The sequence below is a fragment of the Bradyrhizobium sp. A5 genome (genome assembly GCF_042076515.1).
Classification (GTDB): domain Bacteria; phylum Pseudomonadota; class Alphaproteobacteria; order Rhizobiales; family Xanthobacteraceae; genus Bradyrhizobium; species Bradyrhizobium cosmicum.
Genome location: NZ_CP148990.1, coordinates 1,578,128 through 1,604,078 on the forward strand (window position 1 = coordinate 1,578,128; position 25,951 = coordinate 1,604,078).

General features: G+C 63.7%; 24 protein-coding genes. 7 read left to right on the top strand and 17 right to left on the bottom strand.

The annotated features are described in order from the left end of the window. Position 1: 1 nt before the first annotated feature. Positions 2-1,000, bottom strand: a complete 999-nt coding sequence (gene gnd, locus WHZ77_RS07400; RefSeq protein ID WP_375313076.1) for a phosphogluconate dehydrogenase (NAD(+)-dependent, decarboxylating) — start codon at positions 998-1,000, stop codon at positions 2-4. Positions 1,001-1,013: 13 nt separating this feature from the next. Continuing rightward, positions 1,014-3,863 carry a bifunctional transaldolase/phosoglucose isomerase gene (locus WHZ77_RS07405; protein WP_375313077.1) on the bottom strand — a complete coding sequence of 950 codons (2,850 nt, stop codon included), beginning with the start codon at positions 3,861-3,863 and terminating at the stop codon, positions 1,014-1,016. 314 nt (positions 3,864-4,177) lie between these two features. Here WHZ77_RS07405 and WHZ77_RS07410 point away from each other — a divergent pair, with 314 nt between their 5' ends. From WHZ77_RS07410 to WHZ77_RS07425, 4 genes are all read left to right on the top strand, one after another. Continuing rightward, entirely contained in the window at positions 4,178-4,825 is a 648-nt protein-coding gene (locus tag WHZ77_RS07410; RefSeq protein WP_375314674.1) for an STM3941 family protein, read from the top strand. A gap of 305 nt (positions 4,826-5,130) precedes the next feature. After that, a complete protein-coding gene (locus tag WHZ77_RS07415; RefSeq protein WP_375313078.1) occupies positions 5,131-7,074 on the top strand; it encodes a PrkA family serine protein kinase in 1,944 nt (647 codons plus the stop codon). Between the two features lie 19 nt (positions 7,075-7,093). Beyond that, positions 7,094-8,371, top strand: coding sequence for a YeaH/YhbH family protein (locus WHZ77_RS07420; RefSeq protein ID WP_375314675.1), 1,278 nt, complete (start codon positions 7,094-7,096; stop codon positions 8,369-8,371). Continuing rightward, complete coding sequence (locus tag WHZ77_RS07425) at positions 8,368-9,903, top strand: SpoVR family protein (RefSeq protein WP_375313079.1); 1,536 nt, start codon at positions 8,368-8,370, stop codon at positions 9,901-9,903. Before WHZ77_RS07420 ends, WHZ77_RS07425 begins: the two co-directional genes overlap by 4 nt. 211 nt (positions 9,904-10,114) lie before the next feature. On the opposite strand, the gene WHZ77_RS07430 is transcribed toward WHZ77_RS07425, so the two are convergent. The 6 genes from WHZ77_RS07430 to WHZ77_RS07455 form a co-directional block, all read right to left on the bottom strand. Then, positions 10,115-10,558, bottom strand: a complete 444-nt coding sequence (locus tag WHZ77_RS07430; protein ID WP_375313080.1) for a DUF1801 domain-containing protein — start codon at positions 10,556-10,558, stop codon at positions 10,115-10,117. A 2-nt stretch (positions 10,559-10,560) separates the two neighbouring features. Continuing rightward, a complete protein-coding gene (locus WHZ77_RS07435; RefSeq protein ID WP_375313081.1) occupies positions 10,561-10,779 on the bottom strand; it encodes a hypothetical protein in 219 nt (72 codons plus the stop codon). A gap of 43 nt (positions 10,780-10,822) precedes the next feature. Continuing rightward, a complete protein-coding gene (locus WHZ77_RS07440; protein WP_375313082.1) occupies positions 10,823-11,254 on the bottom strand; it encodes an SRPBCC domain-containing protein in 432 nt (143 codons plus the stop codon). Next, positions 11,251-11,574, bottom strand: coding sequence for a metalloregulator ArsR/SmtB family transcription factor (locus WHZ77_RS07445; RefSeq protein WP_354086168.1), 324 nt, complete (start codon positions 11,572-11,574; stop codon positions 11,251-11,253). Before WHZ77_RS07445 ends, WHZ77_RS07440 begins: the two co-directional genes overlap by 4 nt. 166 nt (positions 11,575-11,740) lie before the next feature. Next, on the bottom strand, positions 11,741-12,190 hold the full coding sequence (locus WHZ77_RS07450; RefSeq protein WP_375313083.1) for a DsrE family protein: 450 nt from the start codon (positions 12,188-12,190) through the stop codon (positions 11,741-11,743). A 40-nt stretch (positions 12,191-12,230) separates the two neighbouring features. Further along, positions 12,231-12,851 carry a hypothetical protein gene (locus tag WHZ77_RS07455; protein WP_375313084.1) on the bottom strand — a complete coding sequence of 207 codons (621 nt, stop codon included), beginning with the start codon at positions 12,849-12,851 and terminating at the stop codon, positions 12,231-12,233. Between the two features lie 201 nt (positions 12,852-13,052). On the opposite strand from WHZ77_RS07455, the gene WHZ77_RS07460 reads away from it, so the two are divergent. The 3 genes from WHZ77_RS07460 (at position 13,053) to WHZ77_RS07470 (ending at position 15,900) form a co-directional block, all read left to right on the top strand. Next, positions 13,053-13,637 carry an STM3941 family protein gene (locus WHZ77_RS07460; protein ID WP_375313085.1) on the top strand — a complete coding sequence of 195 codons (585 nt, stop codon included), beginning with the start codon at positions 13,053-13,055 and terminating at the stop codon, positions 13,635-13,637. 272 nt (positions 13,638-13,909) lie between these two features. After that, on the top strand, positions 13,910-15,436 hold the full coding sequence (locus WHZ77_RS07465; protein ID WP_375313086.1) for an SUMF1/EgtB/PvdO family nonheme iron enzyme: 1,527 nt from the start codon (positions 13,910-13,912) through the stop codon (positions 15,434-15,436). Between the two features lie 17 nt (positions 15,437-15,453). Then, positions 15,454-15,900 carry a DUF4399 domain-containing protein gene (locus WHZ77_RS07470; protein ID WP_375313087.1) on the top strand — a complete coding sequence of 149 codons (447 nt, stop codon included), beginning with the start codon at positions 15,454-15,456 and terminating at the stop codon, positions 15,898-15,900. On the opposite strand, the gene WHZ77_RS07475 is transcribed toward WHZ77_RS07470, so the two are convergent. From WHZ77_RS07475 to pqqB, 9 genes are all read right to left on the bottom strand, one after another. Further along, complete coding sequence (locus WHZ77_RS07475) at positions 15,901-16,956, bottom strand: 2-oxoacid:ferredoxin oxidoreductase subunit beta (protein WP_375313088.1); 1,056 nt, start codon at positions 16,954-16,956, stop codon at positions 15,901-15,903. A 130-nt stretch (positions 16,957-17,086) separates the two neighbouring features. Further along, positions 17,087-18,934, bottom strand: a complete 1,848-nt coding sequence (locus WHZ77_RS07480; RefSeq protein WP_375313089.1) for a 2-oxoacid:acceptor oxidoreductase subunit alpha — start codon at positions 18,932-18,934, stop codon at positions 17,087-17,089. Next, positions 18,904-20,703 (bottom strand): FAD-dependent oxidoreductase, encoded by a 1,800-nt coding sequence (locus WHZ77_RS07485; protein ID WP_375313090.1) that lies wholly within the window; start codon positions 20,701-20,703, stop codon positions 18,904-18,906. The genes WHZ77_RS07480 and WHZ77_RS07485 overlap by 31 nt, the downstream gene beginning before the upstream one ends. 237 nt (positions 20,704-20,940) lie before the next feature. Then, entirely contained in the window at positions 20,941-21,618 is a 678-nt protein-coding gene (locus WHZ77_RS07490; RefSeq protein WP_375313091.1) for a hypothetical protein, read from the bottom strand. Positions 21,619-21,642: 24 nt separating this feature from the next. Next, positions 21,643-22,629: a prolyl aminopeptidase gene (gene pip, locus WHZ77_RS07495; protein WP_375313092.1), complete on the bottom strand. Its 987-nt coding sequence runs from the start codon at positions 22,627-22,629 to the stop codon at positions 21,643-21,645. Then, positions 22,619-23,818, bottom strand: a complete 1,200-nt coding sequence (pqqE, locus tag WHZ77_RS07500; RefSeq protein WP_375313093.1) for a pyrroloquinoline quinone biosynthesis protein PqqE — start codon at positions 23,816-23,818, stop codon at positions 22,619-22,621. The genes pip and pqqE overlap by 11 nt, the downstream gene beginning before the upstream one ends. Next, entirely contained in the window at positions 23,815-24,126 is a 312-nt protein-coding gene (gene pqqD, locus WHZ77_RS07505; protein WP_143841421.1) for a pyrroloquinoline quinone biosynthesis peptide chaperone PqqD, read from the bottom strand. Before pqqD ends, pqqE begins: the two co-directional genes overlap by 4 nt. Before the next feature lie 12 nt (positions 24,127-24,138). Beyond that, entirely contained in the window at positions 24,139-24,894 is a 756-nt protein-coding gene (gene pqqC, locus WHZ77_RS07510) for a pyrroloquinoline-quinone synthase PqqC (protein ID WP_375313094.1), read from the bottom strand. Positions 24,895-24,914: 20 nt separating this feature from the next. Beyond that, positions 24,915-25,844 (bottom strand): pyrroloquinoline quinone biosynthesis protein PqqB, encoded by a 930-nt coding sequence (gene pqqB, locus WHZ77_RS07515; protein WP_375313095.1) that lies wholly within the window; start codon positions 25,842-25,844, stop codon positions 24,915-24,917. Between the last annotated feature and the right edge of the window lie 107 nt (positions 25,845-25,951).

Genomic DNA, 25,951 nt, shown 5'->3' on the forward strand with positions numbered 1-25,951 from the left:
CTTATTTGGGTTTCGAAGCGCCTGGCTGCTTCGGCTCCTTGTGGCCGCCGAAGCCGGCACGCATCGCGGAGAGAATTTTCTCGGCGAAGGTGTGTTCCTTGCGGGAACGGAAACGTGTGTAGAGCGCCGCGGTCAGGACTTCCGCCGGCACGGCCTCGTCGATCGCCGCATTCACGGTCCAGCGTCCCTCGCCGGAATCCTCGACGAAGCCGGAATATTCGGCCAGCGCCGGGCTGTCGGCGAGAGCGGTCGAGGTGAGGTCGAGCAGCCAGGACGGGATCACGCTGCCGCGCCGCCACACCTCGGCGATATCGGCAAGGTCGAAATCGTAGCGGTGATCCGCAGGCAACGCCTCGATATTGGCGTTCTTGAGGATGTCGAACCCTTCGGCATAGGCCTGCATCAGGCCGTATTCGATGCCGTTGTGGATCATCTTGACGAAGTGGCCGGCGCCCACGGGGCCGGCGTGGATGTAGCCCTGCTCGATGCGGGGATCGCGTCCGTCGCGTCCATCCGTGCGCGGAATGTCGCCGGCGCCGGGCGCGAGCGCAGCGAAGATCGGATCAAGCCGGTCCACCACCTGCTTCTCGCCGCCGATCATCATGCAATAGCCGCGATCGAGACCCCAGACGCCGCCGGATGTGCCGACGTCGACATAGTGGATGCCGCGCGCCTTCAGTGCCTTGCCGCGGCGGACGTCGTCCTGCCAGAAGGTGTTGCCGCCGTCGATGATGACGTCGCCGTCCTGCATCACGCCTGCGATCGTGTCGATCGTGGTCTCGGTGATGTGTCCGGCCGGCAGCATCACCCAGGCCGTGCGCGGCCGCTCGAGCTTTGAGATGAATTCTTCCAGCGTCGCCGAGCCCACCGCGCCGTCCGCGGCAAGGCCGGCGACGGCCTTGGCGTCCTTGTCGTAGACCACGGTCGAATGTCCCTGGCGCATCAGCCGGCGAACGATGTTGCCGCCCATCCGGCCGAGGCCGATCATGCCGAGTTGCATTTGAGAGATCCCCTTAATTCAGCGCGTCGTTGAGCGCCGCATTGAGCGCCGCGAGACCCTTCTTGAGCCCGCCCTTGAGGTGCACCCGAAGTGCTCGCCGGCCGCGCTCGGTGAGCACGTCGAAATCGCCGCGCGCCTGCGCTGCCTTGATCACGCCGAAGCTGGCCTTCTGGCCCGGCACGGCAAGATCCTTGGCATCGTCGGCCGTGATCTGCAGGAACACGCCGCTGTCGGGTCCACCCTTGTAGGCTTGGCCGGTGGAGTGCAGGAATCGCGGGCCGAACTCGGCGCAGGTCGCGACGTGACGCTTCTCGCGCACTTCCAGCCGCATGGCCTGCAGCGCGTCGATGGTGGCCTTGTCGCGCGCGATGTAGCCGAGCAGGGCGACATAGTCGCCATGATTGGAGCGGGAGAGATGCGCCTTCAGCCAGGAGGTGAGGTCGCCGTTGGCACCGGCAGCGCGCAGCGCCGTGGCGTTGGCCTCGTCGGTGTAGAGATCGGCTTCGTCCGTGCTGACCACCGGCTGCTCCGCGGGGAGCGCGCCGGTCTTCTCGTAAGCCGTGGTCAGCTCGCGGGTCTTGATCTTGGCCGCCTCCACGTCCGGCTGGTCGAACGGGTTGATGCCGAGGATGCTGCCGGCCACCGCCGTCGCCATCTCGAAGCGGAAGAATTCCTGGCCGAGATGATCGATCGACTTCATGACGATGCGCACCACGGGATGGCCGGCCGCTTCGATCGCGGCAAGCTGCGAGTCGTGTGCGGCGTCCGCTTCGCCTTCGGTGCGGATATCGATGAAGAAGCGGTCGTTGCCGTAGACCGAGGGCTCGCCCAGCGGCTCGTCGGCAATCGGGATCAGGCCCTTGCCTTCCTTGCCGGTCGATTCCGCGATCAACTGTTCCGCCCAGGCGCCGAAATCGGCGATCTTCTTCGACGACAGGATCGTCACCTTGTCGCGGCCTTCGAGGCCGGCCAGGCCCATGGCGAGGCCGAGCTGCACGCCCGGGTTCTCACTGGGCGGCACGTCCGGTCCGCAGGAGCGGGCCATCGCCAGCGCATGCTTGACCAGGGTCTTGACGTCGATGCCCGCGGTTGCCGCCGGCACCAGGCCGAACGGCGACAGCACCGAATAGCGTCCGCCGATCGACGGCTCGCCATGGAAGATGCGGGCGTAGTTGAGGCTCTTGGCCGCCTTCTCCAGCGACGAGCCGGGGTCGGTCACCGCGATGAAGCGATGGCCGGTCTTCACCTTCGGCCCGACCGCCTGCGCGACGCGCTCATGGAAATAGTCCTTCATCGCGTTCGGCTCGGTGGTGCCGCCGGACTTGCTGGACACGATGAACACGGTATTGGCGATGTCGATCTTGGCTTCCATCGCCCGCACCTGCGCAGGGTCGGTGGAGTCGAGCACGTGCAGCTTCGGGAAGCCGGGCTTCTTCGCAAAAGTCTCGGCCAGCACCTCGGGCCCGAGGCTCGAGCCGCCCATGCCGAGCACGACGGCATCGGAGAATTTCTGGCCCTTCACGCGGCTCGCATAATCCTCGTAGTCGGCGACATCGGCCTTGCCGGCGCTGTCGAGCCAGCCGAGCCATTTGTCCTCGTCCGTACCGGTCCAGACCGATTTGTCGCGCTGCCACAGCCTGCGGATCTTGGCGGACGCGCGCCATTCCTCGGTGCTCTTGGCCACGGCCTTGCCGAGCCCGTCGCCGAGCGAGAGAAGCTGGCGGTCGATCGCGGGACCAAGCACGGTGGCGCGCTTGTGCGCGACCGCGCCATAGAGCTTGTCGGCGGCATCCGCAAACTGCTTCACGCCGTCCTTGACGAGCTCTTCGGTGATGGCATCGAGCGAAACACCTGAACGCTCCAGCTCTTCCAGCACGCGATAGGCATCCTCGACATTCTCCTCGAGGCTGTCGCGCGGCTTGCCGTGGTCGCGGAACGCATCGAGCGTCGCGGGCGGGACGGTGTTGATGGTGTCGGGGCCGATCAGCTCCTCGACATAGAGCACGTCGCTGTACTCCTTGTTCTTGGTGCCGGTGGATGCCCACAGCATCCGCTGCGGCCTCGCGCCCTTGGTGGCGAGCTTGTCCCAGCGCGGGCCCGAAAACAGGCGCTTGTAGTCCTGGTAGGCAACCTTGGCGTTGGCGATCGCGACCTTGCCTTTCAGCGCGGCGAGCCGCTCCTTTTCGCTGGGGTCGTTAGCACGCGCGATCTTCTCGTCGAGCTGCTTGTCGACGATGGAGTCGATGCGGCTGACGAAGAAGCTCGCCACGCTTGCGACATGCGAGGGGTCGCCGCCGCCGGCGACGTATTTTTCGAGACCCGCAAGATAGGCTTCGGCGACCTCAAGGTAGACCGCCTTCGAGAACAACAGCGTGATGTTGATGCTGATGCCGTCGCCGATCAGAGTTTCGATCGCCGGCAGACCTTCCGGCGTCGCCGGCACCTTCACCATCAGGTTCTTGCGACCCACGTCCTTCCAGAGCCGCCGCGCCTCGGCGACCGTGCCGGCGGTGTCCATCGCGAGGTAAGGCGAGACCTCCAGGCTGACATAGCCGTCGCCGCCCTTGAGCCGGTCGTAGACCGGGCGCAGCACGTCAGCGGCGTTCTGGATGTCCTCGACCGCGACGGCCTCGAACAGATCGGCCACGGTCCGGTCGCCGCGCTTGAGCGCCTTGCCGATCGGGGCGTCGTATTCGTCCGAGCTGCCGATCGCCTTCTCGAAGATCGAGGGGTTGGAGGTGACGCCCTTGACGCCGTCGGTGTCGATCAGCCGCTTCAAATCGCCCTTGGCGATGAAACCACGGGCCAGGAAGTCCAGCCAGACGGCTTGTCCGTGCTTTTCCAGTTCTTTGACGGGATTCATGATGCTTATTTATCTCCAAGCCTGCGGGCGAGGGGTTTCCGCGCCGGTCCTGACGCGCTATCCTCTAGCTTACATGCTCCCGGGAGGGAACCAATCAAGGGTATCAGCGTCATACTCTCAGTGTAACTCCGCTGCGATGATGGCGATCCAGGTGGCGAAGCGTGTGTTGCGTAAAAAGTCGTTGGCCGGGGAGGACCGGCCGAGGTCTCGTTACGTAACGCCGGTCTCGTTGGCTTTCGTCACTTGGACCAGTGGCTTTGCGGAGTATCGTCGGCGGATTCCGGTCCGCCTGGTACATCGTGACCTGGTCGCGAATGGCCATGCTGGGGGAAGGCATGCACGCACATCGTGACGACATGACGCTCGTGGTCGGCAGTCCGCGGACGGTCGCGCCGGCCGTATGCATCGACGCGTCCCACGATCTCGAAATCAATTCGTGTACGACCCAGCTGCGGCTGCTGGTCGCGGCGGGTTTCGCGATGACCCTGCTCAGTGCGGCTCTTGCCTTTGACTGGTGGGACGGCCTCGGCGGCTACGACACGACGGCCGGCTATGCCGGCGTCGTGGTGTTCGGCCTGATGACCTGCCGGCTGATCTGGATGCTGCCCGCCGAACGGGGGCCGGTGGTGATCGTCACCCCCTACGGCATCCGCGACCTCCGCATCGGCAATGAATTTCTGCTGTGGGACTCGATCACGGAGATTTCGGCTGACGAATGCCGCGGGCACAAGATGATCGTGCTGACACCGACGCCGGCCTTGCAGCGGCAGCTCTGCACCATCCGCACCTCGGCTCGCCGCGCGCACAACGATCGTATCGTCATCCGCCTGGATGGGTTGGCGACCGATTTTGACACATTGCTGAGGGCCTGCCGCGATTGTCATGCTGCCAGTAACCCACGCACCGCATTGCAGCAGGAAGATGAACGCGGCACCCGCGGCTTCGCCGTACCAGCGACATAAGATTGCCGCGCGCGGACTGCTCTATGCTGCAGTGCCGGATGGACGCGTCCCCCGGTAATGCCCGGATGTTGCGAGCGAGTGACATTTTTTGGAAATGAGCGATGATAGACGCAGATTCGCACAAATAACAGGCATGTGCCTGTTCGTAACTCAACGAGTGCCTACGTTGTGCGTTGCGTGGAGTTAGCACCCGGGTGTCCAATGATCGTCATGTGCTCACGCTGATTCGAGAGTGGCGCTACGGAACGGTCCAGTCGTCGCTGCTTTAGTTCAGTTGTGTAGCGGAACTCACGCGGAGAGGGATCATGTACAACGATTCTTTGTTCAACGCTTTCGCTCGGTCGTTCGAGGCGAGAAGCCAGCACGACATGTCGATGGCGGAATATCTGGAATCGTGTCGAAGCGATCCCATGAAATACGCCAATGCGGCCGAGCGATTACTAGCGGCGATCGGTGAGCCCCAAACGATTGACACGGCCAAGGACCCACGCCTTGGCCGTATTTTTTTGAACCGCACGATCCGCACCTATCCGGCCTTCGCCGGCTTCTACGGCATGGAAGAAACCATCGAGCGGATCGTCGGGTTCTTCCGTCACGCGGCGCAGGGCCTCGAAGAGCGCAAGCAGATTCTCTATCTGCTCGGTCCGGTCGGTGGCGGCAAATCCTCGCTCGCCGAGCGGCTGAAGTCGCTGATGGAAGTGCATCCGATCTACGTGCTGAAAGCCGGCGACGAACTCTCGCCCGTGTTCGAGAGTCCGCTCAGCCTGTTCGATCCCGATCAGCTCGGCCCGATGCTGGAAGAGAAATACGGCATTCCGCGCCGGCGCCTCACCGGCCTGATGAGCCCGTGGTGCTACAAGCGGCTGGAGGCCTTCGGCGGCGACATTTCCCAGTTCAGAGTCGCAAAAATCCAGCCGTCGCGGCTGCGCCAGATCGGCATCGCCAAGACCGAGCCCGGTGACGAGAACAACCAGGACATCTCCTCGCTTGTCGGCAAGGTCGACATCCGCAAGCTCGAGACCTACGCCCAGAACGATCCCGACGCTTACAGCTATTCCGGCGGCCTCAACCGCGCCAACCAGGGCGTGCTCGAGTTCGTCGAAATGTTCAAGGCGCCGATCAAGATGCTGCATCCGCTGCTCACGGCGACGCAGGAAGGCAACTATATCGGCACCGAGAATATCGGCGCGATCCCGTTCACCGGCGTCATCCTCGCGCATTCGAACGAAGCCGAGTGGGCGAGCTTCAAGTCGAACAAGAACAACGAGGCCTTTATCGACCGCATCTGCGTGATCAAGGTGCCTTACTGCCTGCGGATCACGGAAGAGCAGAAGATCTACGAGAAGCTGATCCAGGGCTCCGAGCTCGCGGCCGCCCCATGCGCGCCCTCGACGCTGGAGACGCTGGCGCGGTTCTCGGTGATGTCGCGGCTGCGCAAGCACGAGAATTCCACGACGTATGCCAAGATGCGGGTTTACGATGGCGAGAGCCTGAAGGAATCCGATCCGAAGGCGCGCAGCGTCCAGGAATATCGCGATGCCGCCGGCGTCGACGAGGGCATGGACGGCGTCTCCACCCGCTTTGCCTTCAAGATCCTGGCTGCGACCTTCAACCACGATCCGCAGGAAGTCGCCGCCGACGCCGTGCATCTGATGTACGCGCTGGAGCAGTCGATCAAGCGCGAGCAGCTGCCCGAGGAAGTCGAGAAGCGCTACCTCGAATTCATCAAGGCGGATCTGGCCCCGCGTTATGCCGAGTTCATCGGTCACGAGATCCAGAAGGCCTATCTCGAATCCTACTCGGATTACGGCCAGAACCTGTTCGACCGCTACGTCGACTACGCCGATGCCTGGATCGAGGACCAGGACTTCAAGGATCCCGACACCGGCCAGCTGCTCGATCGCGAACTCTTGAACCAGGAATTGACGAAAATCGAGAAGCCGGCGGGCATCGCCAACCCCAAGGACTTCCGCAACGAGGTGGTCAAATTCTCGTTACGGTCGCGCGCCCAGAACGGCGGCAAGAATCCGACCTGGACCTCCTACGAGAAGATTCGCGATGTGATCGAAAAGCGGATATTCTCTCAGGTCGAGGACCTGCTTCCGGTCATCTCGTTCGGGTCGAAGAAGGACGGCGAGACGGAGAAGAAGCACGGCGAGTTCGTGGCACGCATGGTGGAGCGCGGCTACACCGAGCGTCAGGTTCGCCGGCTGGTCGAATGGTACATGCGCGTGAAGCAAGCCGGTTGAGGCGGATGAGAAAGTGGCCATTCACATCATTGACAGGCGCCTGAATCCAGGCGGCAAGAGTCTTGAGAACCGCCAGCGGTTCTTGCGTCGGGCTAAATCCCTGGTGCAGGGCGCCGTCAAGAAGACCTCGCAGGAACGCGACATCAAGGACGTCCTGGAGGGTGGTGAGGTCACGATCCCGCTCGACGGCATGCACGAGCCGCGGTTCCGCCGTGAAGGCGGGACGCGCGACATGGTGCTGCCCGGCAACAAGAAGTTTGTCGAGGGCGACTATCTCCAGCGCTCCGGCCAGGGCAGCGCCAAGGATTCCGGTCCTGGCGAAGGCGACAGCGAGGACGCCTTCCGCTTCGTGCTCAGCCGCGACGAGTTCGTCGATCTCTTCCTCGACGATCTCGAGCTGCCGGATCTGGCTAAACGCAAGATCGCGCAGACCGAGAGCGAAGGTATCCAGCGCGCCGGCTACACCACGTCGGGCTCGCCCTCCAACATCTCGGTGAGCCGGACCGTGCGGCGCGCGATGGCGCGTCGTATCGCGCTCAAGCGTCCCAGCAGGGACGAGATCGAGGAGCTGGAAGCGGCAATCGCCGCTTGCACGGACGAGGACGAGCGCTTGCTGATGCTCGCCCAGCTCGAAAAGCTGAAGGCGAAGTCGAAGCGCATTCCGTTCATCGATCCGATCGACATCCGCTATCGCCGCTTCGAGACGGTGCCCAAGCCCGTCGCGCAGGCCGTGATGTTCTGCCTGATGGACGTCTCGGGCTCGATGTCCGAGCACATGAAGGATCTCGCCAAGCGGTTCTACATGCTGCTCTACGTGTTCCTGAAGCGCCGCTACAAGCATGTCGAGATCGTCTTCATCCGCCACACCGACCGCGCCGAGGAGGTGGACGAGCAGACCTTCTTCTACGGCCCGGCCTCGGGTGGCACGCTGGTCTCCAGCGCGCTGCAGGCGATGCACGAGATCGTGCGCGAGCGCTTCAGCCCGGCGGACTGGAACATCTACGCCGCGCAGGCCTCCGACGGCGACAATTCCTATTCCGACGGCGAGCTCACCGGCATGCTGCTGACCGACAAGATCCTGCCGGTCTGCCAGTTCTTTGCCTATCTCGAGGTCGGGGAAGCTGGCGGCAGCGCCTTCGATCTCTCCGACTCCTCGCTCTGGACCCTCTACGAGCGCCTGCGCAACAGCGGCGCACCGCTCTCGATGCGCAAAGTCAGCGAGCGCAGCGAGATCTTCCCGGTGTTCCACGATCTGTTCCAGCGCCGCGAAACTGCCCAGGAGAAAGCTGCTCCATGACGGAAAGATTGTTCGAAGGCGCGGATTGGGATTTTCACACCTTGCAGCGCATCACCGATGCCTGCGAGGAGGTGGCGAAGAACGATCTCGGGCTCGACGTCTATCCGAACCAGATCGAGGTCATCACCGCCGAGCAGATGCTGGATGCCTACTCCTCGGTCGGCATGCCGCTGTTCTACAAGCACTGGTCCTTCGGCAAGCAGTTCGCCTACCACGAGGCCTCCTACCGCAAGGGCCTGATGGGCCTCGCCTATGAGATCGTGATCAACTCCTCGCCGTGCATCTCCTATCTGATGGAGGAGAACACGGCGACGATGCAGACGTTGGTGATCGCGCACGCCGCCTTCGGCCACAACCACTTCTTCAAGAACAACTATCTGTTCAAGCAGTGGACCGACGCCGACGGCATCCTGGACTATCTCGATTTTGCCAAGACCTACGTCATGCAATGCGAGGAGCGCTACGGCCGCACCGAGGTCGAGCGCACGCTCGACGCAGCGCATGCGCTGATGTCGCACGGCATCGACCGCTATCCCGGCAAGAAGAAGCTCGATCTGCGCGCCGAAGAGAAGCGGGCGGGGCGCCGCCGCCAGCACGAGGAGGAGGTCTTCAACGATCTCTGGCGCACGGTCCCCAAGGGCGTCGCCAAGAGCAAGTCCACGCTCAGCCTCGAGCGCCGCCGCAAGCTGCTCGGCCTGCCTCAGGAGAACCTGCTCTATTTCCTGGAGAAGAGCGCGCCGCGGCTGGCTCCCTGGCAGCGCGAGCTGCTGCGCATCGTCCGCCACATCGCGCAATATTTCTATCCGCAGAGCCAGACCAAGGTAATGAACGAGGGCACCGCGACCTACGTCCACTACCGCATCATGACCAAGCTGCACCAGACGGGCCGCATCACCGACGGCAATTTCCTCGAATTCCTGCAATCGCACACCAACGTGGTGTTTCAGCCCGAATTCGATGATCGGCGCTTCTCGGGCTTCAATCCCTATGCGCTCGGCTTCGCCATGATGCAGGACATCGAGCGCATCGTCACCAGGCCGGAAGACGAGGACCGGGAATGGTTCCCCGATATCGCCGGCAAGAATGACGTGATGGGCGTGCTGCGCGACGTCTGGGCCAACTACCGCGACGAGAGCTTCATCGCCCAGTTCCTGAGCCCGAAGCTGATGCGGCAGCTCCGCATGTTCCATCTGCACGACGATCCCGAGGAGCGTGCCGGCATCCGGGTCGATGCGATTCACGACGAGCGCGGCTTCCGCCGCGTGCGGCGTGAGCTGGCGCGGCAGCACGATGTCGGCTACATCGACGCCAACATCGAGGTGGTCGACGTCGATCTCTCCGGCGACCGCCGTCTGATCCTGCACCACCACGTCATCAAGGGCGCGCAGCTCAACGAGACCGACGCCAAGCGGGTGCTCCAGCACCTCGCCGATCTCTGGACCTACGACGTCTCGCTGATCGAGGTCGACGCCAACGACAAGGTCCTGCGCGAATATGTCGTGAGCCCGCGCCCGATCACCGCGGCGGCCTGAGGGCATCGTCCCTACGGATCAATACGCCGAGATGCGCGTTGATGCGCCCTCGCCCCTTGTGGGAGAGGGCAGCGATGTCGGCTGACCCAAGCTCACTGGGGTGAGGGGTATCCTCTCTACATCTTCCCGTGTCGAGAGAGGGTCCCTCATCCGGCGCTTCGCGCCACATTCTCCCCACAAGGAAGAAGGGAAGGCATTCGTGGCTGCTTCACTATGCGGACCGCTTGGCGGGCTTCTTCTTCGCCTTGGACCCATTCAGCTCCACGGCCGCGCAGATCAGCGCCTTTAACGCCTTCTCGTTGATCGTCTCGCCCTCGTGAAAATCGATCGCGCGCCGCACATTTCCGTCGAGGCTGGAATTGAACAGGCCGGACGGGTCATCCAGTGCCGCGCCTTTGGCAAACGTCATCTTCACCACGGCCTTGTAGGTCTCGCCGGTGCAGATGATGCCGTCGTGCTCCCAGACGGGAACGCCGCGCCATTTCCACGTCTCCACGATATCAGGATCGGCCTGCTTGATCAGGCCGCGCAGTCGCCCCAGCATCTCGCCGCGCCAGTCGCCGAGCTCCTTGATCCTGCCGTCGATCAGCTTGGAGGGCGAAGCGCCATCCGCCTTCGTCGCGCTGCTCTTTTTCGCGGTCACAACCTTCCTCATGATCACACCTCTTGTCGCGCGCCGGCGCGTCGGCCGAGATAGGGCAGTGCGAACAAATAGAGTCCCGTCGCGAGCAACGGAATCAACGGCACGAACGCCAGCAGGCCGATCCACGTCGCCTGAACCTGCAGCGTCAGGGCGACGATGTTGGCGATGACGGCGAGCGTGAAAGCGATCGATAGCCAGCGATGGATCTGACGAACCCACATATTCCCGGTCAATGAAACCTCCTCCTGAGATGATCGAATAAAGGTCGGCGCCGGACTAGTCAGCCCGCGCCAGCAGCTCGTCCAGCTTGGTGAAGAACTGCTTCCAGCCGGCATGCGCGCCGCCATAGGCCTGCTTCTGTGTCGGGCTGAAGCCCGCTTGCTCGACGCGCAAGTGAGTGCCCGCGCCCGTCGCGGTGAGCGTGAAGGTCACCACGCTCTTCAGATCGAAGGCCGCGTCCGCATGCGAGAAGTTCCAGGTGTAGGCGAGCATGCGCTGCGGCTCGATGGCGAGCACCTCGCAGTCCAGCACGCCGCCCCATTCGCCGCGAAGGTTGAAGCGATGACCGACTGAGGGCTTGAAGTCGTTCTTCATCAGCCATTCCTCGATCAGATGCGGCTGCGTCAGCGCGCGCCAGATCCGCTCCGCTGGGGCGGCAAATTCGCGCTCGATCACCACGGAGCGCATCTCGGCTGCGGCTTCTGTCATTGGTCCATCCTCTTCAGGAGATCATCGAGCGCATCGAGCCGGTTCTGCCAGAACCCGGCCATCTGGCTGGTCCAGTCGATCAGCGGATTGAGCGCACCGGGCTGCGCGCTGTAGTGGGTTTGCCGTCCCTCGTGGCGGTCGCGGACGAGGCCAGCCTGCTTCAGCGCGCCGAGATGCTTCGACACCGCCGGCTGGGAAACGCCCGATCGCGCCGTCAGCGCCCCGACCGTCTGCTCTCCCTCGCGGCACAGCCGCTCGAAGATCGCCCGCCGGGTCGGGTCGGCGAGCGTCCGGAACAGAAGGTCGGGAGCGGCGGACATACGGAATCCATAACCATTCAGTTATGGATTAATTCATAACCGTAGAGTTATGGGTGAGTCAAGTGATGCAGGCTATCCTATTGGATTTCGGTAGTGGCCGCGGGCGCTGCTGAACCTCTCCCGCCTGCCAAGCGGGGGAGGGAGCGCACCGCCTTCGCGGCAAACCCTAAGGCCGCAGATACAGATAGCCCTGCGACTGCAGCTCGGCCAAACGGACCACGCCGCCCTTCTCCGCGCTGACGAAGCCGGGCAGCAGATCCGTCAGCGTGACGTTCTGCGCCTTCATCGTGTTGCCGCAGGCGGCGAGCTCGACGCCGTCCCTGGAGAAATCGCCGACGCGCTTGCTGATATCGGGGTTGGCCTGTGCCGAGTGAAACGCCTTCAGCGCCGGCCCATGGATCACCAGCGCGATCGTCACATGCTCGGGCCCGCCGACGCCGTCGATGTGGTTCTGGATGTTGCCGAGCACGAAGTTGACCTTCTCGGCGTCGCTGAGGTGATAGACCACCCTGAGCTTGTTGCCCGCGCCGGCTTCCGTTGCGGCCTTGGCACGCGAGACGCCGAACGCCGCGCCGAAGGCAGACAAGGCGCTCCACAGGATGTTCCGGCGGTTCATGGCGATCTCCTCGATTGAGCCCGACTTTGCCGGAAACATATCATTTGTGGCGGAGTGCGGCGAGTTCCTCGCGGTCGGTCACCAGCGAGGCGCACTCGCCGATGCCGGTGCGGTCGAGGCGGAAAATCCCGTCGTCGGCGCCGGCGACCAGCGATTGCTCGGCTTCGTCATCCGGCTTGTTGTTCTGCCAGACCCTGACCCGCTCGAGCCGCACGATCGCCGATCTGTCGTCCTTCGAAGGCGCGACGCCGATGCCGCCGCCCTCGCAATCGACGCCGCAACCGAGCCGCACCTCGTTGCCGTCTTTTGTGAACACGACATGGCTGCACGAGCCGCTGGAGTCGAAATCGCCGGAGCGATGGCGATATCTGAAGCCGAGCCGGAAGGAATTGTGGAGCTGCCTGTCCTCCCTGTCGAGTTCGGCCGAAACCAGCAGCTTCATGGCGGCGACCTTCTGCTTCGGATGTCGCGCCAGGTGCTCGGCATCGTAGCGGCGGACGAAGCAGGCAAAGGCCCTGCTGCCGGGCGCCCCGGCATACATTCGCGCATCGAAGCTGTCCGCCTCGGTCTTGCCCGCCTCGCGGATGCCGTCGCCGTCTTCGGCCCGGGCGGCGCCGACGAATGCAGCAAGGACGAGCGGAAGGATGAGGGCAGGTTTCATGGTCGCACCGGGCGCGTGAACGGCCCGCATCGGGACGGCGGTGGCCGACTGGCAGTTAGTCGCAGGCCGGGCGCCGCGAGTTCACGTGCGAATGCTTCGCACTCCCGTGGGGAGCCTCGCGCAAGGTTCCAGCCTTAACACCTTAGAAGGAGGGGCGTTCCTAAACCCCAGGTTGTTGCAAAAGACTGGTGGCGGTCGAACATGTCCGTAAGTCAGAACTTGCCCAACGTCACGATTGGCTATTCCCGCGGACGGCTGCTGATGATTTTCGGCGCCTGCCTGCTGCTGACGCTGCTCTGTGCCGGGCTCGCCTTCACCTGGCAGGAAGGCAAGGGCGTCACCACGTTCGAACTCGCTGCCTGCTATATCGGCGCGGTGTTTTTCGGCCTTGCCACCTGCAGGATGCTCTGGAGGTTGGCCACCGCCAGGGCGCCGGTGGTCTTCATCAGCCGTGTGGGCATTCGCGACACCAGGCTCGCCGACGAGACCATCGCCTGGAGCGCGGTGCGGAAGATACAGATCTGGGACCACCGCGCGCAGAAGTGCGTCGTGCTCAAGGTCGATCCCCTTGTCGCCAAGCGATTCGCCGGGGGATTTCTGACGCGCGCGTTGATGAGCAAGGCGCTCGGCGCCGACGGTGTGGTCGTCAATGCCGGCGGCCTGACCATGGACGTCGGAACATTGCTCGAGATCTGCAAGCAATATTGGGGCGCCGGACGACCGGCCCATTTTGACGACGCCGTGCCGGCGCCTGAGGCCGAGGCCGAGCCGGAGTCTGTCGGCTAAAGCGGCGCGGAATCTCCCGGCAATGCCGGGCCGATGTTCCAGCTACGTGGACACCGCGATCGCAGGATAGAGTCCAAGTTCCGCGAGTAGATTTAGTCGCTGCTTGGGTCGGGAAGGTTCATGCCGCCGTGCGGCCTTCGCTCTCTGGAACCCGATATTGCGATTTGCTTCGGCATTTGTCCCGGTTCGTCAATGTGATAGCCTTCACAGACAATCGCCTCTCGACGTCGTAGGTTAAGTTCGCCACTTGCAAGTTGGTGGAGTGCGCCGAAATGGGCGAGATTCGCAACTTTAAATCGGGAAATCAGGACGAGCCGCCGCCGCATGGCGTGATGCCGCGTCGTCTCGCAGCCATCATTGTCGGCGATATCGCGTCCTACAGCCGCTTGATGCAGGTCGATGAGGAAGGCACGCATGTCCGCGTCAAGCGGATCGAGCGGGATCTCATCCAGCCCAGCATCGTCGAGCACCACGGAAGTCTGGTGAAGACGACGGGCGACGGCTTCATTGCCATTTTCGACAGCCCTGTCGAGGCTGTTCGATGCAGCATCGTCATCCAGCAAAATCTTGTCGGCCGCAATGCCTCGCTTCCGAAGGATACTCGGATCGAATACCGGATTGGCGTCAATCTCGGTGATGTCATCGTCGAACCGGACGATGTCTACGGCGATGGCGTCAACATCGCCTCACGCATCGAGGGCATCGCCGAGCCCGGTCAGGTCTATATCTCGGGCGCGATCTACGAACAGATCAAGCACAAAGTGGTGTGCGGCTATGAGTCGCTCGGGGATCGCAAGGTCAAGAACATCACCGATCCGGTGCGTGTCTATCGTGTGCTGCCGGACGCAGACGCGGTCGGCCGGCCGCGCGGCCGTCGCGAGAACGTGCTGATCTTTCTCCTGAGCGCCGCGGTGCTGATAATGGCCACGGGCGTGCTCTGGTACTTGCTGGCGCAGCCGGGCAGGGTGGGCGAGCAGGCCGCCGCGCCGAACGTCGTCGCTCCGGTCGTATCCCCAAGCCCGCAGCCTCCGCCGCGCGAAGCGGCCGCGCAGGCGCCGCAACCATCGCCCTCCTTGGCTTCGTCACCTACGCCCGTATCGGCGCCCAGCCCATCGGCAACGCCGGTCCGCGAACCCGAGATGATCGCTATTCGCGGCGGAAGCTTTGCGATGGGAAGCAATGATGATCCGACCGAACGCCCGGTTCACCAGGTCGCGGTCAAGCCGTTCTCGATCGGAAAATATCCCGTGACGGTGCAGGAATGGAACGAATGCGCCGCCGCCAAGGCGTGCGGGTTCACTGCCATCGGCAACGATGATGCGCCGGTCACCAATCTCAGTTGGACCGACGCGCAGCAGTATGCGGCCTATCTCGCGAACGCGACGAAGAAGCCTTATCGGCTTCCAAGCGAGGCCGAATGGGAATATGCGGCGCGCGGCGGAACGTCGACCAAATATTGGTGGGGCGACAAGCTCCAGCAGGGCATGGCCGGGTGCAAGGACTGCGGCGGCGGCGCCGCCGAGCAGCCGGTGAAAGTCGGCAGCTTCAAGCCCAATCCTTTCGGTCTCCACGACATGGGTGGCAGCATCGATCAGTGGGTCGAAGACTGCTGGCACAAGACCTATCAGGGCGCGCCCAATGACGGCTCGGCATGGAGCGGCGGGGACTGCAGTTCGCACGTCCTGCGCTCGGGCTCCTGGAAAAACGATTCGAGATATGTGCGACCGTCCAATCGCGACGGCTACGATACCAATGTTCGCTACCCGACGCATGGAGTCCGTGTCGCGCTCAGTCCCTAAGTGCTGGAGTAAATCCGATGCAAGTCCTTCGCTGCGTTGCGCTCTCGGCGGTGCTCGCTTTGCTCCCGGGCATCGCCTATCCGCAGGGCAAGACTGCGCCAAAGGATGCAAAGCTCTATTTCATCACCCCGTATGACGGGCAGAAGCTGCGCGGCGGATTCCTGGTCCGGTTCGGCTTGCGCAACATGGGCGTGACGCATGCCGGCGACGACTACCAGAACGCCGGCCACCATCATCTGCTGGTCGACGTCAACGATCCCATCGATCCGAAGGAGCCAATCCTGCAGGACAAGTCGCATCTGCATTTCGGGGCAGGGCAGACCGAAACGCTTCTCGAGCTTCCGCCCGGGACCCACACCCTTCAATTGGTGCTGGGCGACGCGAAGCACTATCCCTTCGAGCCGCCTGTCGTGTCGGAAAAGATTACCGTGCGCGTCAGACCGCCGCTCCAGCGTGGCAGATGATCAGCGCAGGCTGGCGTTGAACTTGTCCAGCGCCGCCGAGCCCGGGCACAGCCTATCCGCTTCCAGTGTGTTGAGCGGCGTCTCGACCGTATTGAGATGCGCGTGCAAATCGTCCGCGTCGGGATCGACGTAGAGCAGGCCGGTGACGATCTGGCCTTTCGCGGCGTGCCTCGCGAGGAATGTCTGGGCCCCCAGCCGGTCGTGCGGATCGTAGTCCGCGTCGATCTTGCGCAGCGCGATCTTGCTGCCGTCATGCTGCTCGACGACCTGCACCGTGCCCGGCGCATAGTCCACCGCGATCGGATCGCGGCCGACCAGCACGTCGAGCCGGTTCACCGCGTCATTGTGCTCGCGGACATAGTCGAAACTCTTGGTCGAGCCGGCGTGGTTGTTGAAGGCGATGCAGGGGCTGATGACGTCGATGAAGGACGCGCCCTTGTGGCCGATTGCGGCCGCGATCAGCGGCACCAGCTGGGCCTTGTCGCCTGAGAACGAGCGCGCGACGAAGGTGGCGCCCAGCTGCAGCGCGATCGCGACGAGGTCGATGGCGTTGTCGGTATTGGTGACGCCCTTTTTGCTCTTCGAGCCGCGGTCGGCGGTTGCCGAAAACTGGCCCTTGGTCAGGCCGTAAACGCCGTTGTTCTCGACGATGTAGGTCATGTTGACGCCGCGCCGGATCGAATGCGCGAACTGGCCGAAGCCGATCGAGGCGGAATCGCCGTCGCCGGAAACGCCGAGATAGATCAAATCGCGGTTGGCGAGGTTGGCGCCGGTCAGCACGCTGGGCATGCGGCCGTGTACGGTGTTGAAGCCGTGCGAGTTGCCGAGGAAGTAGTCCGGCGTCTTCGACGAGCAGCCGATGCCGGAAATCTTCGCCACCCGGTGCGGCTCGATCGACAGCTCGTAGCAGGCCTCGATGATCGAAGCCGTGATCGAATCGTGGCCGCAGCCGGCGCACAGCGTCGAGATCTTGCCCTCGTAGTCGCGGTGGGTATAGCCGAGCTCGTTCTTCTTGAGGCCCGGATGATGGAATTTCGGCTTTGCGATGTAGGTCATGCGAGCACCTGCAGTCCCAGCCGCGTCATGGCCGGGCTTGACCCGGCCATCCACGTCTTGGCCGGAGAGAAAGAAGGCGTGGATGCGCGGGTCAAGCCCGGGCATGACGACGGAGAGAGTGACGTGCAAATCATGACACGGCCTTGCGGAGCGGGGTCACCTTGAGGTGATCCTGGTGGTCGCCAATGGATTTTGCGATGAAGCGGGCGGTGATCGGGGTGCCGTCGTAATGCACGATCGGCACGAGGCGCACGGGGTCGATGCCGTTCTCGTTGACGATGAGCTGGCGCAGCTGGCTGTCGCGGTTCTGCTCGACCACGTAGACGAAATCGTGCTCGGCGAGGAAGCTCGCCACGCTGGAGTGGAACGGGAAGGCGCGGATGCGCAGGCGGTCGAGCTGATGTCCGCGCGCCTCCAGCAGTCCGATCGCCTCGTCCATCGCCGGCGAGGTCGAGCCGAAATAGATCACGCCATATTTGGTCGGTCGTTCCGCGTTGGCTTGCAGCGGCCGTGGCACGAGATCCTGCGCGGTCTCGAACTTGCGGACGAGACGTTGCATGTTGTCGGCATAGACCGAGCCTTCCTCGGAGTAGCGCGCATAGCGATCACGCGACGTGCCGCGGGTGAAATAGGAGCCCTTGGTCGGATGCGTGCCGGGATAGGTGCGGTAGGGGATGCCGTCGCCGTCGACGTCGAGATAGCGGCCGAAGTCGCGGCCTTGCTCCAGCATCTCCGCGGTCATCACCTTGCCGCGGTCATACTGCTTGGAATCGTCCCATTTCAGCGGACGGCAGAGCCGGTGGTTCATGCCGATGTCGAGGTCGAGCATCAGGAAGATCGTGGTCTGCAGCCGTTCGGCCAGATCGAAGGCCGCCGCCGCGAACTCGAAGGCTTCAGCCGGATCTTCCGGGAACAGCAGCACATGCTTGGTGTCGCCGTGCGAGGCATAGGCGCAGGCAATGATGTCGCATTGCTGGGTCCGGGTCGGCATGCCCGTGGAGGGCCCGGCGCGCTGGATGTTCATGATCACCGCGGGGATCTCGGCGAAGTACGACAGGCCGATGAACTCGGTCATCAGCGAGATGCCGGGGCCGGAGGTCGCGGTGAACGCGCGCGCGCCGTTCCAGGAGGCGCCAATGACGATACCGATTGAAGCGAGCTCGTCCTCGCCTTGCACGATCGCGTATTTCGCCTTGCCGGTCTCGGGGTCGTGCCGGTACTTCTTGCAATGGGCGGTGAAAGCCTCCGCCACCGACGAGGACGGTGTGATCGGATACCAGGCGCACACCGTGGCGCCGCCATAGACGGCGCCAAGCGCAGCCGCGCTGTTGCCCTCGATGAAGATGCGGTCGCCGACCTTGTCGGACTTCTTCACGCGCAGGCCGATCGGGCACTTCAGGTTCTGCAGCGCCCAGTCGCGGCCGAGATGCAGCGCGTGAACGTTGGAGGACAAGAGCTTCTCCTTGCCCTTGTATTGCTCGCCGATCAGCTGCTCGATCAGCTTCGGGTCCATGTCGAGCAGCGCACTGAGCGCGCCGAGATAGATGATGTTCTTGAACAGCTGGCGCTGGCGCGGGTCGGTGTAGGTCGAGTTGGTGATCGCGGTGAGCGGCACGCCGATCACGGTGATGTCGTCGCGGAATTTGGTCGACGGCATCGGCTTGGTGGAATCGTAGAACAGATAGCCGCCGGGCTCGATGCCGGCGACGTCCTTGTCCCAGGTCTGCGGGTTCATCGCCACCATCATGTCGACGCCGCCACGGGCGCCGAGATGGCCGTCCTCCGTCACCCGCACCTCGTACCAGGTCGGCAAGCCCTGGATGTTGGAGGGGAAGATGTTCCGCGGGGAGACCGGAACGCCATGGCGCAGGATCGCGCGCGCGAACATTTCGTTGGCGCTGGCCGAGCCCGAGCCGTTGACGTTGGCGAAGCGGACGACGAAGTCGTTTACGCTGCTGAGCGGCTTTTTGTCGGACATGTCGAACCTGCGTGGGTCATTTCGATGAGATATTTCTGCATGTCCCAGGCTCCGGTGGGACAGCGTTCGGCGCACAGCCCGCAATGCAGGCAGACATCCTCGTCCTTCACCATCACGCGCCCGGTCTTGAGGTCAGACGAGACGTAGAGGTCCTGGTCCGGATGCAGCGAGGGCGCCTTCAGGTGCTGGCGCAGATCGGCTTCCTCGCCATTCTCCGTGAAGGTGATGCAGTCCATCGGGCAGATGTCGACGCAGGCATCGCACTCGATGCAGAGCGAGGTCGAGAATACGGTCTGGACGTCGCAGTTCAGGCAACGCTCGGCCTCGCCCAGCGCGAGCTTGACGTCGTAGCCGAGCTCGACCTCGGTGCGGATGTCCTTCAGCGCGATCACCTTGTCGCGATGCGGCACCTTGAAGCGCTTGTCGTTGGAGATGTCGTTGTCATAGCTCCATTCGTGGATGCCCATCTTCTGCGACGAGACATGCACCTCCGGCAGCGGCCGCTCGGTGATGTCCTCACCCGACAGCATCTTGTGGATCGACAGTGCAGCATCATGGCCCTGCGCCACCGCCCAGATGATGTTCTTCGGACCGAATGCGGCGTCGCCGCCGAAGAACACCTTCGGATTGGTCGAGACGAAGGTCTTCGGATCGACTTTGGGCATGTGCCATTTGTCGAACTCGATGCCGCAATCCTGCTCGATCCAGGGGAAGGCGTTCTCTTGGCCGACCGCGACCAGCACGTCGTCGCAATCGATGGTCTGGTTCGGTTCGCCGGAGGGAACGAGGTTGCGGCGGCCCTTGGAATCGTATTCGGCTTTCACCTTCTGGAAGGTGATGCCGGTGAGCTTGCCGTTGTTGTGGACGAAAGCAACGGGAACGAGGAAGTTGAGGATCGGGATGTCCTCGTGAAGCGCGTCCTCCTTCTCCCACGGCGAAGCCTTCATCTCCTCGAAGCCGGAGCGCACGACGACTTTCACGTCCTCGCCGCCGAGCCTGCGCGCCGTACGGCAGCAATCCATCGCGGTGTTGCCGCCGCCGAGCACGATCACGCGCTTGCCGATCTTGTCGATGTGGCCGAACGAGACCGAGGCCAGCCATTCGATGCCGATATGGACGTTGCCAGCTGCTTCCTTGCGGCCGGGAATGTCGAGCTCGCGGCCGCGCGGCGCGCCGGAGCCGACGAAGATCGCGTCGTACTTCTCCGCGAGCAGCGCCTTCATGCTCTCGATGCGGTGCCCGCCCCTAAAGTCGACGCCGAGACCCAGGATGTAGCCGGTCTCCTCGTCGATGACGGAGTTAGGCAGGCGGAATTTCGGGATCTGCGTCCGCATCATGCCGCCAGCTTCGGGATCGCCGTCGAACACGGTGCAGTGATAACCGAGCGGCGCAAGATCGCGCGCCACGGTCAGCGACGCCGGGCCACCGCCGACGAACGCAACGCGCTTGCCGTTTTTCGCGGAAGGTTTCGGGAGGCGATGCGTGATGTCGTCCTTGAAGTCCGCGGCGACGCGCTTCAAACGGCAGATCGCCACCGGCGTTTCCTCGACGCGTCCGCGCCGGCACGCCGGCTCGCATGGACGATCGCAGGTGCGCCCCAGAATTCCGGGAAACACGTTCGATTTCCAATTGATCATGTAGGCGTCGCTGTAGCGGCCTTGCGCGATCAGTCGGATGTATTCGGGAACCGGTGTGTGCGCTGGACACGCCCATTGGCAATCGACCACTTTGTGAAAGTAGTCGGGGGCCGCGATATCGGTCGGTTTCATTCCTACCCCGTCCGCGCAGGCTCAAGGACCCCGCGGCCTTTTCTTGAGCTTGGCGAACGCTAACGCGCGTCGATCTGGTTTCTGAATGACGTCATTGGGTTAGCTTATTGGAACGGTTCCGAAGTACAACGGCAAATTTTCGCGATTGACCACTTTCATGGGAGCTGCGCGTGCACAGCATTAACGCGCCGCGCGCACCGATGTGGCAGTGCAATATATTACGCTGCAGATAGTGCTTCAGCTGTGCGCGATATCGCTCTTCGCCAGATCCCACATCAGGCTATAGGTGCCGACGGAGATGGGAAGCGGGAAGGGCGCTGCCGCAGGGCCGGTGAAGCGTTCGGCGATCACGGCAGAGATTGCGCCGACATGCGTGCCGTCGATCAGCACGAACCAGTCGCGTGCGCCTTCGTTGCGCGTTGCCGGAATATCCGCCGTTGCGCCTGATAATTCCGGCTCGCTCTCGAGCAGATGCATCGAGATGATGCCCTCGCGCTTCTCGGGCGCCAGCTTTTCTTGCAGTGCATCACGCCATGCTCCTGCGTTGTCCGCTGTCGGCCGCAGCCGCACCAGGCCGAGCGCGGCGCCGCGACCGCTGCCCTCGCTGATGGTGATGCGCGCGACGACGCGCAGCATGTCCTTGAAATGCGCCATGGTTCGCCGCGACCATTCGGTCTGATTGGCGAGCCGCGTCCGATAGGCGGGGCTGTCGAGCACGTCGAGCGTCGCGGTCGAATACAGCGAGAGATATTTGGGATCGGCCGCATGCGCGACATAGCGCCGCGCCTCCAGAAAACCTTCGATCGCGACGCGCTCTTCCAGATGCTCGCGATCGTACCAGCGGCTGAAATCGGCTTCATGGGCTTTGTCGATGTTCATCGACGTCAGCAGCATGCCTTTCCCGGCGAGCGGCATTTTCTGGTTGTCCTTTTTCGCGCATTAGCGCGCGGCCTTCGACGCGAGGTCGGCGATCGACTTCATGACCGCGTCCCGCACGCCGGCATCATAGAGCGAATGTCCGGCTTCTTCCACGATCCTGACCTCGGAACCCGGCCAAACTTTCGCGAGCGCCTGCGATGTCCCAGGCGGGCACAACAGGTCGTAGCGGCCCTGCACGATGATGCCGGGAATTCCGGCGAGCCGGCCGGCGTTTAGCAACAACTGGTTCTCGCTCATGAAGCTGTCGTGGACGAAATAATGCGCCTCCATGAACGGTGTCGCCGGCAATGTGCGCCATACCTTCAGCGAGGCCAGGTCGATCCGCGTCTTGGCCGGCTTGTGCTCGGACAAGGCACGTTCGGTATCGTGCCAGGCGCGCGCGACAGGTCCATGGACAGCTGGATCAGCGTCGAGGATGCGGCGCCAATAGGCGTCTATTGGCCGCTCGCGCTCGTCTGGCGGCAGCACGCTCAGAAAATCCTCGTGGAGCCCGGGATAGAACTGCGACAGGCGCGAGGTGAAAGCCGTCTCGACTTCCGCTCGGGTGCCGAGGAACGTCGCGCGCAGCGCGATGCCGGAGACGCGCTCGGGATGCGCTTCTGCGTAAGCCAGCGCCAGCGTCGCGCCCCAGGAGCCGCCGACCACGATCCAGCGCGAGATACCGAATTTCTCGCGGATCGTCTCCATGTCCGCGATCAGATGCGCCGTGGTGTTGTGCGCGCGCGATCCCTTCGGCCGGCTGCGGCCGCAGCCGCGCTGGTCGAATAGCACCGCATGCATGCGCTCGGGATCGAACAGCCGGCGATGATCGGGCTGGCAGCCGCTGCCGGGGCCGCCGTGCAGATAGATTGCGGGGATGCCGTCGGCGCGGCCGACGCTCTCGACATAGAGCTCGTGGCCGTCGCCGACATCGATCATGTCGGAGGTCAGCGGTGCAAAGGGATCGGCGCGTTTGGCGGATGCGGCCGCATCCGCGTCAGGCGTCATCGCCTGCCTCTAAGGTGCCGCCGGCGAAATTGCGATAGAGGAAGCGGTTGGTCTCGCCCTCGGCCTCGCGCTCGGCCTGCTTGAAGATGGTCTCGTGCAGCGGCGACAGCGCGCAGGCGGGGTCGGTGTTGGCGGCATCGCCGGTCAGGGCAAAGGCCTGGCAGCGGCAGCCGCCGAAATCGATCTCGCGGAATTCGCAACTCTTGCACGGCTCCTTCATCCAGCCGGTGCCGCGATAGCGGTTGAAGGCCTCCGAATTCTGCCAGATCCAAGCGATCGAATGGTTCGAGCGCACCGACTCGAAGTCGAGCCCGGTGATGCTCTCGGCGGCGTGGCACGGCAGCACCTTGCCGGCCGGCGAGATGTTGAAGAACTGCCGGCCCCAGCCGCCCATGCACTTCTTCGGCCGCAGCGCGTAGTAATCCGGCACGACGTAGTCGATCGACAGCCGGCCTTTGTGCCGCTCGCGCGCCTCCTCGACGATTTCAGTGCATTCGTCGAGCTGCGCCACCGTCGGCATCAGTGCGGCGCGGTTCTTCAGCGCCCAGCCGTAATATTGCACGTTGGCGACCTCGAGCCGGTCGGCGTCGAGATCAACAGACATCTGGATGATGTCGGGGAGCTGGTGCAAATTCTGCCGGTGCATCACCGCGTTCACGGTGAGCGGCAAATCGAGCTCGCGCGTCCACTTCGCCACTTCGAGCTTCTTGCGGTGGCCGCCTCTGTAGCCAGCGACGCGATCGGCGAGGCCTTCCTCGACGCCCTGGAAGCTGATCTGCACATGGCAGAGCCCGGCGTCGGCCAGCTCGCTCAGCCGCTCGCGCGTCAGCAGCACGGCCGAGGTGATCAGGTTGGTGTAGAGGCCGACGTCGGTCGCATGCTTGACCAGCTCAACGAGGTCTCTGCGCGCCGTCGGCTCGCCGCCGGAGAAATGCACCTGCAGCACGCCGATCTCGGCGAGCTCGCTCAGCACCTTCTTCCATTCGTCGGTGGTCAGTTCCTTGCCCGAACGGTCGAGCTCCACCGGGTTGGAGCAATACGGGCATTGCAGCGGGCAGCGATGGGTGATCTCGAGCAGCACCGCGAGCGGAATGCCAAACGTCTCCGCCGTCGAGCGGCCCTTCTCCAGCACCGCGAGGCTGTCGCTGGTGTCGGGTGGAATGGTGGGATGGCCGAGCACATCGCTCATGATGTCTTCTCCCGGGCCTCGGTCAGAAAGCCCTTGTCGGCGAGGTCCTGCAGCATGACGATGACGTCGGCGAGGATCGCCTCGCGCGGCGCGGCGTATTTCGCCGCCAGCTGGTCGGAGACGTCGCCGACGCTGCGCTCGCCATTGCAGAGCTGCAAGACCTCGACCGCGATCTCGTCCGGCGCAAGCACCCGCTCCGGCGCCAGGATCACCCAGACCTTCCGCGTCTCGTCATATTTCAGCTTGGCGTGCCGCGGCAGCACGGGGCGGCTTGCCTCGCTGACGCTGATATGACGCGGCCCGGCCATTCCAGTTCCTCTTCAGCTCGCTTTGGGCACGAACGCGCCCGGCGGAATGTTGCCTTCGACATAGGCGTGCTGGAGCGCGTCGAGCTGCACCCACAGCACGTTGGTCTTGAAGATCAGCGCATTGCAGACCGATGCGCGCTCCTCCGGTGTTCTCGCGTGGGTCCTGACATAGTCGAGCGCGAAATTGGCGTCGCGCGGCGCCTGGGTCAGGCGGCGCTTGAAGTAGCTCATGATGTCAGGGTTGACGAAGTCGTAATGCTGCAGCATGCCGGCAATGCGTTCCTCGTGGATGCTGGGCGCGAACAATTCGGTCAGTGACGAGGCGATCGCCTCCAGCGGCGACTTCTCGCGGCAATAATGGACATAGGCTTCGACCGCAAAGCGCGTCGCCGGCAGGATGCCCTCGGTGGATTCCACGTAAGCCGTGTCGAGGCCGAGGCCGTCGGTGAGCTTCAGCCAGCGCTCGATGCCGCCCTCGCTGCCGACATCGCCGTCATGGTCCTCGATGCGGTGCCGCCATTCCAGGCGCGTGGCGCGGTCGCGGAAGCGTGAGATCACCACCGCGTCCTTGATCGGGATCGTGCTCTGGTAATAATAGCGGTTCAGCGCCCAGGCCTGCACCTGGCCCTTGTTCAGCTTGCCGCCGTGCAGCAGCTTATGAAACGGGTGCAGGCTGTGATAGCGCGTCGCGCCGATGTGGCGTAGCGCCGCCTCCAGCTCCTCGGCCGAATTGAGCCTGATGTCCTTGCCGATCGAAAGTGCAGTCATTCCAGTCAGTGTCGCGGCATTCACAGCACGATCTCCGTTCCGTCGGCGGGTATCTGCCAGCCCGCCGCCTCGGTGGCCTTGCGCTCGGGTGACGCGGGCAGCAGCGCCGGGTTCGAGTTATTGATATGCAGAAACATCTTCCTGTCGAGAGTGAGGTCGGCCAGCCGCGCGATCGCGCCGTCGTCGCCGGACATCGCGACGTGGCCCATGCTCTTGCCGGTCTTGTGGCCGAGCCCGGCCCGGATCATCTCGTCGTCCTGCCAGACCGTGCCGTCGAAGAACACCAGCGCGGCGCCGTCGATCTCGGCCTTCAGCGCGTCGGTCACCTCGGCGCAGGCGGCGATGAAGTAGAAGAACTTGCCGCTGGTCTTGTCAGTAATCTTCAGCCCCAGCGTATCGCCGTCGCCGCTCTCGCCGCCGGGATGCGCCTTGCCTTCGAGATACCACGCGGATTTGCCCGGCACCGCGAAAGCCAGCACCTCCAGCCCCGAGCGCGCGCCGTCCGGCAGCCGCGGCTCGAACGGCTCGCGGATATCGATCGGCTGCCGCCGCACATTCTTCTCGTTCAGCACGTTGAAGATGCTGTTGCTCGCCAGGATCGCCAGCACCTTCTCATGCGCATAGATCGTGAAGGGCGATCCCTCGCGCATCGACAGCAGGCCCGCCACCGCATCCACTTCGCTGTTGGTCAGGATCACGCCTGATATCGGCGTGTGGCGCAGGGCGCCCGCCTTGGGGTGCAGCTGCGGCGTGGCGTTCAATTGCTGGCGAAGGTCGGGCGAGGCGTTGATCAGGAACCAGTGTTCGCCGTCGCCGCTGAAGGCGACCGAGGCCTGGGTTCGGTAAAGCTCATGGCCGTGTTGACGCGCGGCCCGGCAGCCCTCGCAGCCGCAATTCCATTGCGGGACTCCGCCGCCAGCCCCGGCGCCCAGGACGACGACGCGAAGCATGTTACGTCTCCTGGAGGCAATTTCGCGAGGTGGATCTCACGCCCACACAAATCCTGTCGTCCGGACATGCATCGTGACTGAAAGATCCACCTGCGCAGAACGCGAAC

What these genes read in the sequence shown, in the direction of transcription:
- WHZ77_RS07440 (WP_375313082.1), bottom strand. Translation starts at nt 11,254, where the DNA reads ATGACAGAAGCCGCAGCCGAGATGCGCTCCGTGGTGATCGAGCGCGAA.
- WHZ77_RS07415 (WP_375313078.1), top strand. Translation starts at nt 5,131, where the DNA reads ATGTACAACGATTCTTTGTTCAACGCTTTCGCTCGGTCGTTCGAGGCG.
- pip (WP_375313092.1), bottom strand. Translation starts at nt 22,629, where the DNA reads ATGACGCCTGACGCGGATGCGGCCGCATCCGCCAAACGCGCCGATCCC.
- WHZ77_RS07430 (WP_375313080.1), bottom strand. Translation starts at nt 10,558, where the DNA reads ATGAGGAAGGTTGTGACCGCGAAAAAGAGCAGCGCGACGAAGGCGGAT.
- WHZ77_RS07425 (WP_375313079.1), top strand. Translation starts at nt 8,368, where the DNA reads ATGACGGAAAGATTGTTCGAAGGCGCGGATTGGGATTTTCACACCTTG.
- WHZ77_RS07460 (WP_375313085.1), top strand. Translation starts at nt 13,053, where the DNA reads ATGTCCGTAAGTCAGAACTTGCCCAACGTCACGATTGGCTATTCCCGC.
- WHZ77_RS07470 (WP_375313087.1), top strand. Translation starts at nt 15,454, where the DNA reads ATGCAAGTCCTTCGCTGCGTTGCGCTCTCGGCGGTGCTCGCTTTGCTC.
- pqqE (WP_375313093.1), bottom strand. Translation starts at nt 23,818, where the DNA reads ATGAGCGATGTGCTCGGCCATCCCACCATTCCACCCGACACCAGCGAC.
- WHZ77_RS07475 (WP_375313088.1), bottom strand. Translation starts at nt 16,956, where the DNA reads ATGACCTACATCGCAAAGCCGAAATTCCATCATCCGGGCCTCAAGAAG.
- WHZ77_RS07450 (WP_375313083.1), bottom strand. Translation starts at nt 12,190, where the DNA reads ATGAACCGCCGGAACATCCTGTGGAGCGCCTTGTCTGCCTTCGGCGCG.
- WHZ77_RS07410 (WP_375314674.1), top strand. Translation starts at nt 4,178, where the DNA reads ATGGCCATGCTGGGGGAAGGCATGCACGCACATCGTGACGACATGACG.
- WHZ77_RS07485 (WP_375313090.1), bottom strand. Translation starts at nt 20,703, where the DNA reads ATGAAACCGACCGATATCGCGGCCCCCGACTACTTTCACAAAGTGGTC.
- WHZ77_RS07480 (WP_375313089.1), bottom strand. Translation starts at nt 18,934, where the DNA reads ATGTCCGACAAAAAGCCGCTCAGCAGCGTAAACGACTTCGTCGTCCGC.
- gnd (WP_375313076.1), bottom strand. Translation starts at nt 1,000, where the DNA reads ATGCAACTCGGCATGATCGGCCTCGGCCGGATGGGCGGCAACATCGTT.
- WHZ77_RS07465 (WP_375313086.1), top strand. Translation starts at nt 13,910, where the DNA reads ATGGGCGAGATTCGCAACTTTAAATCGGGAAATCAGGACGAGCCGCCG.
- WHZ77_RS07405 (WP_375313077.1), bottom strand. Translation starts at nt 3,863, where the DNA reads ATGAATCCCGTCAAAGAACTGGAAAAGCACGGACAAGCCGTCTGGCTG.
- WHZ77_RS07445 (WP_354086168.1), bottom strand. Translation starts at nt 11,574, where the DNA reads ATGTCCGCCGCTCCCGACCTTCTGTTCCGGACGCTCGCCGACCCGACC.
- WHZ77_RS07455 (WP_375313084.1), bottom strand. Translation starts at nt 12,851, where the DNA reads ATGAAACCTGCCCTCATCCTTCCGCTCGTCCTTGCTGCATTCGTCGGC.
- pqqC (WP_375313094.1), bottom strand. Translation starts at nt 24,894, where the DNA reads ATGACTGCACTTTCGATCGGCAAGGACATCAGGCTCAATTCGGCCGAG.
- pqqB (WP_375313095.1), bottom strand. Translation starts at nt 25,844, where the DNA reads ATGCTTCGCGTCGTCGTCCTGGGCGCCGGGGCTGGCGGCGGAGTCCCG.
- pqqD (WP_143841421.1), bottom strand. Translation starts at nt 24,126, where the DNA reads ATGGCCGGGCCGCGTCATATCAGCGTCAGCGAGGCAAGCCGCCCCGTG.
- WHZ77_RS07490 (WP_375313091.1), bottom strand. Translation starts at nt 21,618, where the DNA reads ATGCCGCTCGCCGGGAAAGGCATGCTGCTGACGTCGATGAACATCGAC.